Origin of the sequence: Pseudoalteromonas sp. RW-H-Ap-1 (assembly GCF_048318575.1) — a bacterium.
Taxonomy (GTDB): Bacteria; Pseudomonadota; Gammaproteobacteria; order Enterobacterales; family Alteromonadaceae; genus Pseudoalteromonas.
Map to the genome: position 1 here is coordinate 2,267,311 of NZ_CP166996.1, position 17,080 is coordinate 2,284,390.

At 39.7% G+C, this 17,080-nt stretch carries 12 protein-coding genes, 5 tRNA genes and 1 pseudogene; 4 read left to right on the top strand and 14 right to left on the bottom strand.

What is annotated here, in order from left to right; all coding sequences use genetic code 11:
• Positions 1–23: 23 nt before the first annotated feature.
• The 8 genes from clpX to AB8618_RS10850 form a co-directional block, all read right to left on the bottom strand.
• Entirely contained in the window at positions 24–1,307 is a 1,284-nt protein-coding gene (clpX, locus tag AB8618_RS10815) for an ATP-dependent protease ATP-binding subunit ClpX (protein ID WP_010388064.1), read from the bottom strand.
• A 131-nt stretch (positions 1,308–1,438) separates the two neighbouring features.
• On the bottom strand, positions 1,439–2,056 hold the full coding sequence (gene clpP, locus AB8618_RS10820; RefSeq protein WP_008111041.1) for an ATP-dependent Clp endopeptidase proteolytic subunit ClpP: 618 nt from the start codon (positions 2,054–2,056) through the stop codon (positions 1,439–1,441).
• 159 nt (positions 2,057–2,215) lie between these two features.
• Positions 2,216–3,520 (bottom strand): trigger factor, encoded by a 1,305-nt coding sequence (gene tig / locus AB8618_RS10825; protein WP_138605062.1) that lies wholly within the window; start codon positions 3,518–3,520, stop codon positions 2,216–2,218.
• Positions 3,521–3,873: 353 nt separating this feature from the next.
• Positions 3,874–3,950 (bottom strand) — tRNA-Pro (locus AB8618_RS10830).
• A 56-nt stretch (positions 3,951–4,006) separates the two neighbouring features.
• Positions 4,007–4,083, bottom strand: a tRNA-Pro gene (locus AB8618_RS10835).
• 17 nt (positions 4,084–4,100) lie between these two features.
• Positions 4,101–4,176 (bottom strand) — tRNA-His (locus AB8618_RS10840).
• Between the two features lie 24 nt (positions 4,177–4,200).
• Positions 4,201–4,277: transfer RNA gene (locus tag AB8618_RS10845), tRNA-Arg, on the bottom strand.
• Positions 4,278–4,332: 55 nt separating this feature from the next.
• Positions 4,333–4,409 (bottom strand) — tRNA-Pro (locus AB8618_RS10850).
• Between the two features lie 349 nt (positions 4,410–4,758).
• Between AB8618_RS10850 and folD the strand changes: the two genes are divergently transcribed.
• The gene (gene folD, locus AB8618_RS10855) at positions 4,759–5,613 is read left to right on the top strand and encodes a bifunctional methylenetetrahydrofolate dehydrogenase/methenyltetrahydrofolate cyclohydrolase FolD (protein WP_138605400.1); all 855 of its coding nucleotides are present in this window, start codon (positions 4,759–4,761) and stop codon (positions 5,611–5,613) included.
• Positions 5,614–5,637: 24 nt separating this feature from the next.
• On the opposite strand, the gene AB8618_RS10860 is transcribed toward folD, so the two are convergent.
• Together AB8618_RS10860 and cysS are read right to left on the bottom strand one after the other, a co-directional pair.
• Positions 5,638–6,534 (bottom strand): EamA family transporter, encoded by an 897-nt coding sequence (locus tag AB8618_RS10860; RefSeq protein ID WP_409423540.1) that lies wholly within the window; start codon positions 6,532–6,534, stop codon positions 5,638–5,640.
• A gap of 163 nt (positions 6,535–6,697) precedes the next feature.
• The gene (cysS, locus tag AB8618_RS10865) at positions 6,698–8,077 is read right to left on the bottom strand and encodes a cysteine--tRNA ligase (RefSeq protein ID WP_413402685.1); all 1,380 of its coding nucleotides are present in this window, start codon (positions 8,075–8,077) and stop codon (positions 6,698–6,700) included.
• A gap of 144 nt (positions 8,078–8,221) precedes the next feature.
• On the opposite strand from cysS, the gene AB8618_RS10870 reads away from it, so the two are divergent.
• Both AB8618_RS10870 and AB8618_RS10875 read left to right on the top strand, forming a co-directional pair.
• Positions 8,222–8,713 (top strand): peptidylprolyl isomerase, encoded by a 492-nt coding sequence (locus AB8618_RS10870; RefSeq protein WP_008111051.1) that lies wholly within the window; start codon positions 8,222–8,224, stop codon positions 8,711–8,713.
• A gap of 68 nt (positions 8,714–8,781) precedes the next feature.
• The gene (locus tag AB8618_RS10875; protein WP_413402687.1) at positions 8,782–9,516 is read left to right on the top strand and encodes a UDP-2,3-diacylglucosamine diphosphatase; all 735 of its coding nucleotides are present in this window, start codon (positions 8,782–8,784) and stop codon (positions 9,514–9,516) included.
• Positions 9,517–9,528: 12 nt separating this feature from the next.
• Here AB8618_RS10875 and AB8618_RS10880 read toward each other — a convergent pair whose 3' ends face one another.
• The 3 genes and pseudogenes from AB8618_RS10880 to miaE form a co-directional block, all read right to left on the bottom strand.
• On the bottom strand, positions 9,529–11,424 hold the full coding sequence (locus tag AB8618_RS10880) for an ATP-binding protein (protein WP_409423544.1): 1,896 nt from the start codon (positions 11,422–11,424) through the stop codon (positions 9,529–9,531).
• Between the two features lie 33 nt (positions 11,425–11,457).
• Positions 11,458–13,691: pseudogene (locus tag AB8618_RS10885) on the bottom strand (EAL domain-containing protein).
• A 192-nt stretch (positions 13,692–13,883) separates the two neighbouring features.
• Positions 13,884–14,663 carry a tRNA isopentenyl-2-thiomethyl-A-37 hydroxylase MiaE gene (gene miaE, locus AB8618_RS10890; protein WP_413402693.1) on the bottom strand — a complete coding sequence of 260 codons (780 nt, stop codon included), beginning with the start codon at positions 14,661–14,663 and terminating at the stop codon, positions 13,884–13,886.
• A 199-nt stretch (positions 14,664–14,862) separates the two neighbouring features.
• Between miaE and AB8618_RS10895 the strand changes: the two genes are divergently transcribed.
• On the top strand, positions 14,863–15,462 hold the full coding sequence (locus AB8618_RS10895; RefSeq protein ID WP_413402695.1) for a Yip1 family protein: 600 nt from the start codon (positions 14,863–14,865) through the stop codon (positions 15,460–15,462).
• Positions 15,463–15,550: 88 nt separating this feature from the next.
• Here the strand turns inward: AB8618_RS10895 and purF are convergent, their stop codons facing one another.
• Complete coding sequence (purF, locus tag AB8618_RS10900; protein WP_413402697.1) at positions 15,551–17,077, bottom strand: amidophosphoribosyltransferase; 1,527 nt, start codon at positions 17,075–17,077, stop codon at positions 15,551–15,553.
• Positions 17,078–17,080: the final 3 nt, after the last annotated feature.

The window sequence follows — 17,080 nt, forward strand, 5'->3', positions numbered from 1 at the left end:
TTTTTTTACAACTTGCTCAGAATTCAATCTGCTGCGGCTTGTTCTTGATTGCTGCTGTCATAAATCAAGATTGGGTCAGACTCACCTTTAATAACGGTTTCATCAACAACCACTTTACTTACGTTATCAATTGAAGGCAGCTCATACATAGTATCAAGCAATACACCTTCTACGATTGAACGCAGGCCACGTGCACCGGTTTTACGTTCCATTGCTTTGTGAGCAATAGCACGTAGTGCATCATCACGAAACTCAAGCTCAACGTCTTCCATCCCAAACAATACTGAAAATTGCTTAGTAATAGCGTTTTTAGGCTCACTTAAAATTTGTACCAGTGCAGCTTCATCAAGTTCAGTCAATGTAGCAACAACAGGTAATCGGCCAATAAACTCTGGAATTAAACCATATTTTACTAAATCTTCTGGCTCAACATCTTTAAATGTTTCACTTAAAGAGCGGCTCGCTGCCGACTCTTTAACGTTAACGCCAAAACCAATGCCAGTATTTTTGTGGCTACGCTGTTCAATAACTTTATCAAGACCAGCAAATGCGCCACCACAAATAAACAGAATTTTAGAGGTGTCTACTTGCAGGAACTCTTGCTGTGGATGTTTACGTCCACCTTGTGGCGGAACAGAAGCAACGGTACCTTCAATCAATTTCAGTAAGGCTTGTTGTACACCTTCACCTGATACATCACGGGTGATTGATGGGTTATCTGATTTACGTGAAATTTTGTCAATTTCATCAATGTAAACAATACCACGTTGTGCTTTTTCTACGTCGTAGTCACATTTTTGTAAAAGCTTTTGAATGATGTTTTCAACATCTTCGCCCACATAACCGGCTTCGGTTAACGTAGTGGCATCGGCCATTGTAAACGGCACATCTAGCAAACGTGCTAACGTTTCGGCTAGTAGTGTTTTACCACTCCCCGTTGGACCAATTAATAAAATATTACTTTTACCTAATTCAACGTCTTGTTTAGTTGATTGGTTGCGTAAACGCTTGTAGTGATTGTAAACCGCTACAGACAACACTTTTTTCGCATGCTCTTGGCCAATTACGTAGTCGTCTAAGTGGTTACGAATTTCTTTTGGCACAGGTAATTTGTCAGCGGCATCATGCTTAGGCGCGATGTCTTTAATTTCTTCCCTGATAATATCATTACACAGCTCTACACATTCATCACAAACGTATACTGAAGGTCCTGCAATTAATTTTCGAACTTCATGCTGGCTTTTGCCACAAAAAGAGCAGTATAACAATTTATTACTTTTGTCGCCGTCTGTAGGAGTGTCAGACATTCAGCTACCTCATTTTATTACGTTGGCCACCAAAGCTTTGGTGGCTATTTTAATACGCTTTAACTATACCAAAATTTAGGCTTTTTCGCATAGTAACTCTCATTAGCAAGCATTACTGCTTGCAGGCATACTTACTTGCTACCGCGATTAGTAAATACTGAGTCAACAATACCGTAATCTACAGCTTGGCTTGCACTCATAAAGTTATCACGGTCTGTATCGCGTGAAACAACATCAAGCGGTTGGCCAGTATGCTCAGCCATTAAGCGATTTAATTTGTCTTTAATAGACAGGATTTCTTTCGCGTGTATTTCAAAATCAGATGCTTGACCTTGGAATCCACCTAATGGTTGGTGAATCATTACACGTGAATTTGGTAAACAAAAACGTTTACCTTTGGCACCACCAGATAGTAAAAACGCACCCATGCTAGCCGCTTGGCCCACACAAATAGTACTTACATCAGGTTTGATGAAATTCATTGTATCGTAAATAGCCATTCCCGCAGTGACCGAGCCACCCGGTGAATTGATATATAAGAAGATATCTTTATCTGGGTTCTCTGATTCTAAAAAAAGCATTTGCGCTAAAATCAGATTTGCCATGTTGTCTTCAACTTGGCCCGTTAAAAAGATAATACGCTCTTTTAATAGTCTTGAATAAATATCAAATGAGCGCTCGCCTTTAGCTGTTTGCTCAACAACCATTGGGACTAATGCGTTTAGGGGATCTGTCATACCAGTGTTCATACTTATTTAATTCCTTATGCGCTTATACTTATTCTAAGAAAAGCATAATGATCATTTTTAGCTAATTAAGAACCACAAACTAAAATGGCCCGGGCACACTGCATAAACAGAGTAACACGAGCCATTTAATCGTTAGCGAGCGCTTAAGTCAATGACTTATTATGCACCTTGCTGTGGATTCATGATGTCATCAAATGCTTTTTCAACATCAGTCACAGTTGCTTTAGCTAAAATAGCTTCAACAGCTTGCTCTTCCATTGCTACATTACGCATTTGTTGCATTAGTTGATCATTTGCTTTGTAGTATTCTACTACTTCAGTTGGATCTTCGTATGCAGATGCTACAGTAGCGATAAGTGCTTCAACTTTAGCGTCATCAACTTTGATGTCGTTCGCTTTGATCACTTCGCCTAATAATAGGCCAGTTTTAACTCGTGTAACTGCTTGCTCATGGAACAATTCAGCAGGAAGCTCAGGCATATTTTGACCGTTGCCACCAAAACGTTGAGCAGCTTGCTCACGTAAAGCGTCAACTTCTTGGTCGATTAATGCTTTAGGCACTTCAACTTCGTTTTGCTCTAAAAGACCTTTGATAGCTTGGTCTTTTACGTTAGCTTTAACCGCTTGGTCTAGCTCACGTGTCATGTTCTTTTTAACTTCTTCTTTAAGCGCGTCTACGCCGCCTTCGGCAACACCGAATTTAGTTGCAAACTCATCACTTAATTCAGGTAATTCTTGCGCTTCAACTTTCTTCACTGTGATAGTGAATTGAGCCGCTTTACCTTTTAAGTTTTCAGCGTGGTAATCTTCAGGGAAGTTTACGTCAGCAACAACTTCTTCGCCTGCTTTTTTGCCAACGATGTTGTCTTCAAAACCTGGGATCATACGACCTTGGCCAAGTTCTAATGGGAAATCTTCAGCTTTGCCGCCTTCGAATTCTTCACCATCGATAGTACCAACGAAATCAACCGTTACACGGTCGTTTGCGCCAGCAGCTGCATCAACGTCAGCCCAAGAAGCGTGTTGCTTACGAAGTGTTTCTAGCATGTTTGCTAAATCTTCGTCAGTTACTTCTACAGCTGGTTTTTCAACAGCAATTTTCTCTAAACCTTGAACTTCAACTTCAGGGTAAACTTCAAATGTTGCTGAGAATTCTAAATCTTTACCTGCTTCAAGTGCTTTTGGAGCAAATGTAGGTGCGCCAGCAGGGTTAATTTTTTCAGCAACAATTGCTTCAATGTAATTACGCTGCATTACTTCGCCAGCAACTTCTTGACGAACAGCTGGTCCGAAACGCTTGTTGATTACTGATACTGGTACTTTACCAGCACGGAAACCGTCGATACGCTGCGTTTTTGACAGTTGTTGTAAGCGTTTTTTTACTTCGGTCTCAACGTTCTCTGCAGGAACGGTGATGGTCAGACGGCGCTCAAGGCCTTGAGTCGTCTCAACAGAAACTTGCATGATTTACCTCAATATTCAATTTTGGCGACTTTTCGCCTTCATTACAAACAAAGTAATCTATAGGCGTCTTGATAAAATTCAAGCCTTAGAGCTTAAAAAAATCCGTCGCTACCAGGAGATACCATTGCTGCTCTGCCCTAGGGCACTATATTTTTAAACAAATAGACGCGGCATTATAACCTAATATTCATGATAGTCGAGTGTGGGGGGCAATTATTTGGGGTAGATCAGCGCAGATAACGACTAAGCGAATAAAAAACAGGCTAATTAAATTATATAGAATGAATAGGAGCAGAAAAAACAAAGTTATTTTAAATAAAATAGAGGTTTAGAATATGGAACTTAAGGGGAAATGGTCGGCGATGCAGGATTTGAACCTGCGACCCCTTGGACCCAAACCAAGTGCGCTACCAAACTGCGCTAATCGCCGATATACATATTTTCTCGAATACTTAAACTTAGGATTTAAGACCACTTATAAGAAAGTGGTCGGCGATGCAGGATTTGAACCTGCGACCCCTTGGACCCAAACCAAGTGCGCTACCAAACTGCGCTAATCGCCGATATTCTTTTTGTAAATTGGGGTGACTGATGGGGCTCGAACCCACGACAACCGGAATCACAATCCGGGGCTCTACCAACTGAGCTACAATCACCACGGCATTACAGTGTTTTCAAAATGGCGCACCCAGAAGGATTCGAACCTTCGACCGACGCCTTAGAAGGGCGTTGCTCTATCCAGCTGAGCTATGGGCGCATCGAAAACTTCATAGTTCACTAGTAAGTTAAATTGTTATGAGTAAACATAAAAATGGTCGGCGATGCAGGATTTGAACCTGCGACCCCTTGGACCCAAACCAAGTGCGCTACCAAACTGCGCTAATCGCCGATACTTACTATTGTCTGCGAGTGACCTCGTTGACAACGGGGTGCATAATAGTGATTTGACCGGGTTAGGTCAAACGTTTTTTTAAGAAAACAAATCAATTGCTCATTTTTAGTTCATAATGGTCAAATATTACGATACAGGGATAAAATTTAAACTCTTTTTTATAATTCGGGGGCTTATAATTTAAAAGCAACTTGGCGCTCAACCGCTTTTCTGCGAAAATAGTCGCCGTATTAAAAAATGAGTGAGGTAAAGGTCTTTTTTCTTTATCGGCATTTTAACCCCTATATATGCATTCGTTTTTTAAATGTATCGGTATCAAGTTAATTAACCTAATTAAAGGTCACCCATGACGGCAAACATCATTGATGGTAAAGCAGTAGCAAAACAAGTACGTAGCGCAGTGGCTGAACGAGTTTCAGAACGTGTTGCACAAAATCTTAGAGCCCCAGGATTAGCTGTAGTGCTTGTTGGACAAGACCCAGCCAGCCAAGTTTACGTTGGTTCAAAACGTAAAGCCTGTGAAGAAGTTGGTTTTATTTCTAAATCATTTGATTTGCCCGCAGACACAACAGAGCAAGCGCTATTAGCATTAATTGATGAATTGAATGTTGATGGCGAAGTTGACGGTATTTTAGTGCAACTTCCTCTACCTGCAGGCTTAGACGCAGAAAAAATTCTTGAGCGTATTACCCCGCATAAAGATGTTGATGGCTTTCACCCTTATAACATTGGTCGTTTGGCGCAGCGTATGCCAGCCCTTCGCCCATGTACACCAAAAGGTATTATCACCTTATTAGATTCAACTGGCGTGCGTTACAAAGGCATGCACGCAGTGGTAGTGGGTGCCTCTAACATTGTGGGTCGCCCTATGTCACTTGAACTGTTGTTAGCTGGCTGTACTACTACTGTTTGTCATAAGTTCACACAAGATTTAGAAACCCATGTTCGCCGTGCTGACTTATTGGTTGTTGCTGTAGGCAAACCAGAGTTTATTCCGGGTGACTGGATAAAAGAAGGCGCGATTGTTATTGATGTGGGTATTAACCGTTTAGACAACGGTAAGTTAGTGGGTGACGTTGAATACGCCGCTGCAGAACAAAAAGCTGACTTTATTACCCCTGTACCTGGCGGCGTAGGCCCGATGACAGTTGCTAGCTTAATTGAAAATACGTTAGAAGCGTGTGAGAAATATCACAGCTAGTAAATAAAGTAATGCAAAGCCCGCTTAATTGCGGGCTTTTTGTATCATCATTCTTTGTTTTATTAAGTCCAAGCCTTGTGGCAAAACCGAAAACACAATCATTAATAACATAATCGCGTACTGCCAATTTGCATACTGCTCGTTAATTAATATTCCTGCACATAAAATACCGGCAATTGGGTTGGCTATAGTGCCAAAAGTAAATTCAACCACTGACATTCGCCCTAATAACCAAACATATAGGATGTAAGCCAAAGCAGTATTAGGTACCACCAGCCACAATAACGCCAGCCATTGCGTGGTATTTATTGATGCAGTTAAAAATTGATACTGTTGTGGAGCAAAATAAAAAACTTGAAACATAGCGGCAATTGCTAGCAAACTGCCACCAATGATTAGCTGCCACGTGAGTACCGTCCACCAGTGGACTTTAGCAGTTACTTTTTGTACCAACGTACTGCCTATCACAATAGTTAATAGCGCCCCTATCAGTGCCAATACTCCCAACACATTAAGCGCTATATGTTGTGGATCAAATAAACGCCATGCCAAAACCACTAAAGCAAGCGCACAAATACCTTGCACGAGCGCTGGCTGTTGTCGTTTAACGAGCCAGGCATACAATAATGCCACTACCGGTACAGACACCATACCCACACCAGCAATAGCTGCTGGTAGGTTAATTGCCATTACAAAAATAAAACTAAAAAATAGCGCAATATTAATCGTGCCGATTAAAAAGATGCCAGGCCATTGCTTTGCTGTTGGCCAAGAGGGTTTAAATAACAACAATAATAAACCAGCAGGAAGTGCACGTATGGCCCCTAATAAGATTGGCGGCCACTCTGGGGTTGCGTACTTAGTCACTGCATAAGTCGTGCCCCATAAAAAAGCAGGGATCATGGCAAGTAAAATATTCATTAATTTTCCATTTTTAAATTGATGAATGCGAGTTTAAAACCTCAACCATAATTGAGGTCAACAATATCAATTTTATTAAAAACATAATCAATTTAATGCAATTGATATAACAAAAAAGGGTTACCCAATGGCAACCCTTTTTTTGGTGATCCGCGTGTTGTGGCTAAGCTTTACGCCACGTTGTTTTTCCCGCTGAATCTTCAAGTATTACACCCAGTGCATTTAAAGCATCGCGAGCTTCATCTGCTGCAGCCCAATTTTTACTGGCACGTGCGTCATTACGTTTGACTATCAGTGCCTCAATTTCAGCCACTTCATCGTCGTTTTGACCGCCTTGTAAAAATGCCTCAGGTGCTTGTTGAGCAATACCAAGTATTTCACCTAAGCTGCGTAGAATAAAGGCTAAATGTCCTGCTTTTTCGCTATCACTTTCTTTTACTCGGTTTAACTCTTTAGCAACTTCAAACACAACCGGTAATGCTTCTGGCGAATTAAAGTCATCATTCATAGCTTTTCTAAACTTAGCTACATACTCATTACCCTCAAGCTCACATTCAACTGGCTCAACACCACGTAATGCCGTGTAAATACGCTCAAGTGATGAACGTGCTTGGTCTAAGTTTTCTTGCGAGTAATTAAGTTGACTGCGGTAATGACCAGAAATTAAAAAGTAACGAACCGACTCAGCATCGTATTGCTTTAATACTTCACGAACGGTAAAAAAGTTATCTAATGATTTAGACATCTTTTCTTTGTTCACTTGAACCATACCGGTGTGGATCCAAGTATTAACGTATTGGCCGTTGTTAGCACAGCATGATTGCGCAATTTCGTTTTCGTGGTGCGGAAACTGTAGGTCTGAACCACCACCATGAATATCAAAGTGCTCACCTAGGTGCTTTGAACTCATTGCTGAACATTCTATGTGCCAACCAGGGCGCCCATCTCCCCAAGGTGATGACCACGATGGCTCCCCTGCTTTAGCTTTTTTCCATAAAACAAAGTCTAGAGGATCGTCTTTATCTTGTGCTACTTCCACACGTGAGCCCGATTGCAGCATGGTTAAATCTTGCTGTGAAAGTGCTCCGTATTGCTCAAAGGTTGATACATCAAATAAAACGTCGCCATCGGCTGCAACATAAGCATGGCCTTTTACAATCAAACGCTCAACCATGGCAATAATTTCATCCATATGACCCGTTACCGTTGGCTCTACATCAGGACGCAACATATTTAAGCTGTCAAAGTCTTCATGCATGGCTTTAGTCATACGCACGGTTAAGTCGTTAATGGCTTCACCGTTTTCATTTGCGCGCTTGATAATTTTATCGTCTACATCGGTAATATTACGTACGTACTTTAAATCGTAACCTAAGTGACGAAGATAGCGAACAATCACATCAAAACCCACAAATGTGCGTGCATGGCCAATGTGACAGTAATCATAAATGGTGATACCACACACATACATGTCTATTTTTCCATCGACCATAGGTTTAAATTGTTCTTTTTGGCGTGTCAGTGTGTTGTATATTTGTACCATTTAGTTGCTTTCCTTCACGATTAACAGAAAAGCTATGTTACCACTTGCTAAGCATGGGCTCTAGCGGTTTATCAAAGCACTTTGTTAATCTGGGTCAACTACGATAAAATAGCGCCAATATTCAAACCAGCTATAGGAAACCTCATGGTTGTTCTACACACAAATTTTGGTGATATCACCATTAAAATGCACGAAAGCGAAGCTCCAAATACAGTAAAAAACTTTTTGGAATATGCAAACTCAGGTTTTTATAACGGCACTATTTTTCATCGTGTAATTGATGGTTTTATGGTTCAAGGCGGTGGTTTTGCATCGGGCATGGAGCAAAAAGAAGTAAACGACCCAATTGAAAATGAAGCTAACAACGGCCTATCTAACAAAGTAGGTACTTTAGCAATGGCGCGTACGCCTGATCCACACTCAGCAACAGCGCAATTTTTCATTAACGTGAATAACAACGACTTTTTAAACCACAGCAGCGAAACGTCGCAAGGCTGGGGTTACTGTGTGTTTGCTGAAGTAGTAGAAGGCATGGACGTAGTAAATAAAATCAAAGGTGTTGCTACAGGTAGCAATGGTTTTCACCAAGATGTACCACTTGAAGATGTGGTAATTGAAAGTGTAACTGTAAGCTAAAACCCCCTTCACTCTTTACAGAATACATAAAGCGGGTATTCACCCGCTTTTATTTAACTGGAATCACCATGACTCGCCAAACCTACTTTATTGCCGATTTACATTTGAGTGAAAATCGCCCTGATATTACAGCGGCATTTTTTAAATTTTTACACTCCTATATTGTTCCTCAAAAAGTAGACGCCCTATATATTTTAGGTGATTTTTTTGAAGTCTGGGTTGGTGACGATTATGTTAGCGAACTATCCGCAGCAGTGGCCAAACAATTAAAAGCAGTTAGTAACTCGGGTATCCCCATTTACTTTGTACACGGTAATCGCGATTTTATCATGCGTGAAAAATACGCCAATATGGCAGGAATGACTCTACTCGATGAGCAAACAGTGATCGACCTTTACGGCACACCCACGGTAATTTTACATGGTGATGAAATGTGTACTCAAGATATTGAATATCAAAAGTTTCGTAAAAAAAGTCGTGGTTGGTGGTGGCCCAAATTAATGCTTGCTATGCCCTTATGTTATCGAAAGAAAATAGCCCGCGATGCGCGTGAAAAAAGTAAACTTAGCCAAGCAGACAAGCCTATAGAAATACTGGATGTGGTGCAAAGCGCGGTACTCGCAACCTTCGCCAAACATAACGTGGCTAATATGATCCATGGCCACACTCACCGCCCTAATTTACATACCTATGAAGTTAATAACCAAACCCTAACTCGCACAGTATTGGGCGATTGGTATACTCAAGGTTCGTATTTAGTGGTTACTCCCGAGTCACAACAATTAATTTCAACGCCTTTATAACGTTCCTAGTAATTAATCGTAATGAGACTTTGCGGTTAACTCAGGCAAGGTAATAATAAATTGTGTTTTAAAATAAGCATCGCTTTGTGGTTCTGAATGAAGTTTGATGTCTCCTTTCAAAACTTGTGTTACCCATTGATACACCATATATAAACCTAAACCCGTATTACCTTTACCCCGTGCGGTTGTATAAAAAGGCTCAAATATATCTGCTTTAGTCTCATTATTAACCCCTTTACCATTATCTGACACACTTAGCCTTACGCTATTATTTGTCGCTTGCTCTACTTTTATTTCTATCACTCCCGCCTGCTTTTCATCAAAAGCGTGATTTAACGCATTAATTACAAGGTTTTCAACCACCTGAGAAATAATCCCCGGCAAACTAATCACCTGTTTATTAAGCAAGAAAATAGTTTTCACTTTTATCGGTGAATTTTTTAATCTGGAGTTTAATGACAATAATAGCTCTTCAATAATTTTTTCAATATCACATGCAATAAATTCATCATTATGGCGATCAATGGCCATTTTTTTAAAACTTTTCACTAATACTGCGGTTTTATTTAAATTAACTTTGGCCAGCGCTAAGTTCTCTCCAATGCTGGTTGTTGTTTCCTCTAGCGTTGATTTAGTCAGCCCCTCCTTCATCGCCACATTTAATTTAGCTAATGCCATATCTGCATTAGAAACAGAAATAACGGCTCCACCAATGGGTGTATTCATTTCATGAGCAACTCCTGCTACGAGCAATCCTAATGAGGATAGTTTTTGCGCTTCAATTAGTCCTTCTTGTAGCTGTTGTTGCTGTTTTATGGTGGCATCAAGCTCTCGGTTCACTATATCTAGTTCTATCTTTTCTATATGTAATTTATGCGAGAGGGTTAACAGCTTATTTTGAAACTTATACTCACGATAAATAAAGCCAAAACTAATTAAACACAGTAATCCACTACACAAAAACGCAAACTGTAAGGCTTTCACCTGTCCAGCTATTAGTAATTCATCAGGACTACTTATTAAAATAATTAACTCTTTATCGGTGTCACTAATTCTGCCTTTGTTCTCACGCAGTGAAAAAATAGAAAAACGGCGGTAGGTATAAAGACTATGGTCAAAAAAGTGCGAACCATATTCTACTTTGTCATTAATAATTTGCTGCCAAAGCTCCGGTTTTTTTAAAGCGAGTGTTTGCTCATTTTTACCATACATAAACCCCCACTCTAAATCTGTATCACCATTTAATAACCAAAAACCATCATGATTCAAAATGCTGACATGAGTACTTTTTTGGCTATAGCTTTTGATCTGATTAAATAAATAATCTAAGTTAAAGTTAATCACCAATAGGCCATCTAATAAGTAATTTTCTTTATTGGTACGATAGGTTACGCGGATTGTTGGTTGATGAGGCTTTATGATTTTGTTGCGTTCAATGTTTAAATCTATTTCTGTGGCAAAAATGTCAGGCGCACTGACCTGCATCCCTTTTTGAAAGTAGTAACGGTTTTGCTTATTTTGCAAACCATCAGGCGATACAATTTTGCCAACACCATTCACTGCGTTAATGCGGTATTGCTCTTGCCCTTGCTTATCTAGCCAGCGAATTTGCGCTATGTTAGTAGAGATAGCCGCAAAATTTAAAAAATAATTATTTATTTCATCTCTGCTTCGCATTTGTTGCAAAGGCGTGTTTTGTGCATCGCTTTTTAAAACTGGGCCTTGAGCCAAAATACGAGTTAGCTTTTTAATGCTGCTGAGCTCTTTGGAGAAATCACTACTAATTAGTACTAACTTTTCATCTTGCTGAGCTTTAATGGTGTTTATTTTTTCTTGATATATTTGTTCGTATATAAGCCAACCAATAAAGAAGGTAATGAATAAACTGAATAGCAATTTAACTAGCACACTTTTTTTGAACCAACAGGCAAACTATTAATACTATTCATTATCAGTCACTTCATGCTGCTTTAACCATACGAACAGGTCTTTTAGAGATAGAGGTTTAGAAAAATAATACCCTTGAGCTGTTTCGCAGCCTTGTTGCTGCAACCACTTGGCCTCAAACTCATTCTCAACACCTTCAGCAATCACCGAAAAGTTAAATTGCTTTGCCAAAGACAATATCATCTTAATCATGTATTGATTATTGTCATTAAACTCAAGGTCACTAACAAAATAGCGATCTATTTTTATCGACGTAGACGGTATTTCATTAATGTGAGCCAAAGACGAATACCCTGTACCAAAGTCATCAATGCTGACTTTCATACCCAAAGAAATAAACCGCTCAAGCGCCTTTTTAATTAAGCTGTAATTACTAATAGCTTGTGTTTCGGTCACCTCAAGCTCAAGCATAGAAGGCAAAATACTGTATTCTTCAATTTTATTTTTTATCTGTTCAAAGTAGCTTGGCTCAACTAAATCATAAGAGGACGCATTAAATGCAACGGGTAAGTTACAGCCTTGCTCTTTAAGTTGATTAATAGCCCCTAGTATTTTCTCAAAAATCACATGGTCTAGTTCATTAATTAATCCGGCTGTTTCAGCTAATTCTATAAATTCGTCGGGGCGTACAAAGCTGCCATCGGCTCTTTGCCATCTAGCAAGCGCTTCAAAACCTGCTGGTTTCAAGGTTGATAAGCTGATTTTGGGTTGTAACGCCACCTCTAAGCTTTTATTACCTATAGCCGTTCTGAGCTCAGCCATCAGCTCATATCGACGAGTTATCTGATCTGTTTTTTCCTCGGTATGCTGAATATACTTTGCTTGATTTACCTGCGAAGAGTTCAAACTTGACTCTGCCAAGCTGATGACTTTTTCTGGGGGAAGGTTTAAAGCTACACTTAATTTTAATTCTAAAATACGCACATCAATGTATTGTTTTACCTGTTCGATTTCGAACTTTTGCTTATTTTGAAAATCATTTACTGCAGCTGATATGTCAAGATCAATGTTGATTAGCATACCCAATGCTTTGCTACTAATAAGAGCTATGCGTGGTTCATATTTAGAAAACGAGTCAACAATACGTTTGTGAACTAGTTTTATTAACTTATTACAAAAATCATGTCCAAAGGTGAAGGCTTTTTCATCAAACTGATAAATGTCAAAAATGATTAATCGTGTTTTTACACGCTCATGCGCATTCATGTTCTTTATTTCACGGGTTAACCAGTTCCTATTTGGCAAATTAAGTGATACGTCGGTATAAGCAAGCTCGGTTAAGCGATTTAATAATGAAATATTAGCAAATCCCGTGCTCACATTTTCGCTAAATACCTTTAGTAAATACTCATTTTGCTCACTAATTGGATTATCTGATTTAACGACCGTTATATAAGAAATATCTTGGTCTTGAGCTAAGGGAGTTTCGAAAAAAATACACTGTGGTGCTTTGAAAAAATATGGCAGCGCTGTTTAATCGCTTGTTTAAAATCTTGCTGCATTTCTGCAGGCAGGTTAGGTTCAACAGGTTGCCCTTTAGTGCCACTAAAGCAACCATAGGTAGAAAGTATTAAGCATTCAGAGCTTGAGCTTGTATTACTCGAACAAAAAATACCGCCGCCTTCGGTTATTTTTAAAATATTACTAATTTCTTGAAGCACTGCATAAGAGAAAGAGGCCATATCATGCTTACCGTTAATACTTCTAGATGCATCAAGCACCAACTGTAAACCTTGCTTAGCTGACCTAATTTGTGAAATATACTCCCATGTACGAATGTTACTATTAACAATTGATTGCAGCTTCTCTGCTGTAATATCTGATTTATTCCAGTATTCATCGATATCGAGCATTTTCATGATATCACTCTCTGGAGCAAAACCAGGTTGACCAGTTAACAGCACAATACGCATTTCTGCGTTACCTATAACCTCTCGAATAGTATTCACTAAACGCAGGCCTGAGTCATCCTCTTCCATCACTACATCTATAAAAATAAGTGCAATATCAGGATGCATGCTCAACGCCAAAGCAGCCTCAGGTACAGTATTTGCTGTTAACAGCTCATATTTATAACCATCCTTGGCTTTTAATTCTTTTAGGCTGTTAACTAACGCGTTTTGATAATCAAGGTCATCCTCAACGGTTAATATCTTCCATGCTTTCAGATCTGTATCTGCTTGTTCTTCTTCAGCTGCAAATACAAATAATCCCTCTTTATCTTGCATATCTTCTCACCCAATAATAAATAAGGTATGACCTTGTTATTAAAATGAATTACAAAGCAATAAGTTAAATAATTTAAATAGCTATTCTAATATTAGGAGAGGGTATTGGATGTGTCTAATTTAAAAAGAATTTAATTAAAAGTGGCTGCTACAACAGTTTGCTGTTTAACTGGTAGCAGCTTCATGTGTAAATTATGCGAGTTGTTGGCAAGCATTAATAGGCACGCCACTGTGAAATTTAAAGTCTTCATCGTCCGATGTAATTAGTTGCGCTTCTATTTCAGCAAATTCTTTTACCCGCTCGGTAATATCAAAATCAGCAATTTCTTGAGCAAGCGTTAAGTAGTCTTGATAATGGCGAGCCTCTGAGCGTAACAATGAAATATAAAAGTCACCTAAGCGTTTATCTACATGCGGGGCAAGCGCAGCAAAACGTTCACATGAGCGCGCTTCTATGTACGCACCTACAATAAGTTTATCAACTAAGGCATTGGGCTCAAACGTTTTAACATTACGTAACATGCCTTTGGCGTAACGACACGGCGTAATGCTTTTATACTCAACGCCATATTCATCCATAATTTCCAGCACCTGATAAAAATGATGTAGTTCTTCTTTTATTAACATCACCATTTTATCAATTAAGTCTTGTCCATAAGGTGAGTTAGATTTAGGAATAATAGATTTAGTGAGTTTATTTTTAGCCGCTAAATCACGCCAGTTTCCCTCACGTTTATAAATAAGCGTTTCAAACGGTTTTAGCCACTCAAGCAGTGCATCACTGCTGTCTTTATCTACCGCATACTTACGAATTAAAAACATCGCACTTTGCGCCGCTTTTAGCTCACAAATTAAGTGATCAATTAATATGATGGGTAAATTTTCTTTTTTAATTGCCTGTTCAACCCACTCATCAGGGGTACGGCATAATAAAAAGTTGTTAATTGGCTCTAAAAGCTGACTATGTGGCACGCTGACTACTCATTGCTAAAAATTGCGATTACGTATTTTAACACGAAATAATGTCCTGAATAAAATAAACACACGTGCCTCTTACAAGCATGTGAATAACTTGACTTTGTTTAGTTACTGAACCATAAATAAATGGACTGTATAAAAAACAAACCAACTATAACCAAACAGTAACTTATCCTTTTATGGAGAGCACGCAATGATACTAAATCACCTATGGGGCTTATACGCCCACCCACTCGAAGAGTGGCAAACAATTGATAACCGTCACGAAAGCTTAACCTATAGCTTATCGCACATTTTAATTATCGCTTTATTCCCCTCAGTAATGGGATACTACTCATCGGTTTACTTAGGCTGGAGTATAGGCACAGGCACCCCCGTTTTTTTAACCCATGAAAGCGCACTGATGATTGGCGCAGCCATGTATGTTGCTTTAATTGGCGGTGTATTTGCACTGGCCTATTTAGCGCATTGGATGGCGGTTACTTTTGGTGCTAAACCGACCTTTACACAAACTATCGAGCTGGCAGCGTATACCGCTACACCGGTGTTTATGTCAGCATTGGCTGCTTTTTGGCCTGAGTTATGGTTTGTGGTGTGTGTTGGATTAGTGGCGCTCGCTTACTCAGTTTATTTACTGTATACCGGCGTCCCTATTTTAATGCACATTCCGCAGGAGCGCGGCTTTATTTATGCAAGCTCTGTTGTCACCTGTGGACTCATTTTGCTGGTTATTATTTTAGCACTTACCGCCATGCTATGGACCAACGGTATAATCAGCCCTATGTTTACATAATAAATTATGTTTTTGAAAAACAAAAAAGGAGCGATTAAGCTCCTTTTTTATTTACAGTTAATATAACTGTTAGACTGTAACTACACTATTAATCAGATTCGTTTTCATCTTGGTTATGTATTTCTAAACCAGACGACATGGCGTTTTCGCGGGTGCTTTTAGCAGAATCGTTGCGTAGCTTATCAATACGATTTAGGTAGTCTTGATCAACGTCGCCAGTAATGTATTGTCCATCAAACACTGACGTTTCAAACTTCGTGATCTCAGGATTTTCTTGGCTAACTGCTGCAATTAAATCGCTTAATGATTGAAAAATTAAACCATCAGAGCTAATGCTTTGGTTAATATCTTCAACTTCACGGCCGTGTGCAATGAGTTCAGCCGCCGATGGCATATCTATACCGTATACATTTGGAAAGCGTATTTCCGGTGCAGCTGACGCAAAGTAAACATTTTTAGCACCAGACTCGCGTGCCATTTCAACTATTTGTGCTGAGGTTGTACCACGTACAATTGAATCATCAACAAGTAGGACATTTTTACCTTTAAACTCACGGTCAATTGCATTGAGTTTTTGACGTACTGATTTTTTACGTAGCTCTTGGCCTGGCATAATGAACGTACGGCCAATATAGCGGTTTTTAACAAAGCCTTGGCGGTAAGGTAAGTCAAGCACGCGTGCCATTTCTAAAGCGATATCACAGGAAGTCTCTGGGATAGGAATAACGACATCAATGTCTTTATCGGCCCACTCACGTGCTACTTTCTCGCCTAGTTTAGTCCCCATATTTACACGTGCAGCATAAACCGACATACGATCAATGGTTGAATCAGGGCGCGCAAAGTAAACAAATTCAAAAATACACGGTGAGTAAGACACTTTATCCGCACAGGCAAAAGAATGAAACTCGCCTTTTTCCGTCACATAAATTGCTTCGCCTGGGGCAACGTCACGTATAAACTCAAAACCATCTGGCTTTAACGCCACACTTTCTGAGGCAAACATATATTCAGTACCCGCAGCAGATTCACGTTTACCAAATACTAGAGGACGAATACCATTTGGATCGCGAAACGCGACAATACCATGGCCGATAATCATGGCAATAGTGGCATAACCACCCGTCACTTTATTGTTAACTTCAGTAACCGCGGTAAAAATATCTTCAGGGTCTAATTTAAGCTTGTCTGACTTACTTAGCTCATGTGCCACGATGTTAAGTAAAATCTCAGAATCAGAGGTGGTATTAACATGGCGACGTGCCTCTGAAAATAACTGCTCTTTTAACGACTCTGCATTGGTTAAATTACCATTATGGGCAAGTGCTATACCAAAAGGAGAGTTCACGTAAAACGGCTGAGCCTCTGACGAGCTTGAAGAGCCCGCCGTTGGGTAGCGCACATGGCCAATGCCAATGTTGCCTTGCAAACGTTTCATATGACGAGTGTGAAATACATCTTTCACTAGGCCATTTGCTTTGCGCAAGCTAAATGTATTGTTCTCAATAGTTATGATACCCGCAGCATCTTGGCCACGGTGTTGCAAAACGGTTAAGCCATCATAAATCGCCTGATTAACTGGCGATGTTCCGACTATTCCAACGATACCACACATGTA

Coding starts and splice junctions, on each gene's coding strand:
- clpX (WP_010388064.1), bottom strand. CDS start 1,307: ATGTCTGACACTCCTACAGACGGCGACAAAAGTAATAAATTGTTATAC.
- clpP (WP_008111041.1), bottom strand. CDS start 2,056: ATGAACACTGGTATGACAGATCCCCTAAACGCATTAGTCCCAATGGTT.
- tig (WP_138605062.1), bottom strand. CDS start 3,520: ATGCAAGTTTCTGTTGAGACGACTCAAGGCCTTGAGCGCCGTCTGACC.
- folD (WP_138605400.1), top strand. CDS start 4,759: ATGACGGCAAACATCATTGATGGTAAAGCAGTAGCAAAACAAGTACGT.
- AB8618_RS10860 (WP_409423540.1), bottom strand. CDS start 6,534: ATGAATATTTTACTTGCCATGATCCCTGCTTTTTTATGGGGCACGACT.
- cysS (WP_413402685.1), bottom strand. CDS start 8,077: ATGGTACAAATATACAACACACTGACACGCCAAAAAGAACAATTTAAA.
- AB8618_RS10870 (WP_008111051.1), top strand. CDS start 8,222: ATGGTTGTTCTACACACAAATTTTGGTGATATCACCATTAAAATGCAC.
- AB8618_RS10875 (WP_413402687.1), top strand. CDS start 8,782: ATGACTCGCCAAACCTACTTTATTGCCGATTTACATTTGAGTGAAAAT.
- AB8618_RS10895 (WP_413402695.1), top strand. CDS start 14,863: ATGATACTAAATCACCTATGGGGCTTATACGCCCACCCACTCGAAGAG.
- purF (WP_413402697.1), bottom strand. CDS start 17,077: ATGTGTGGTATCGTTGGAATAGTCGGAACATCGCCAGTTAATCAGGCG.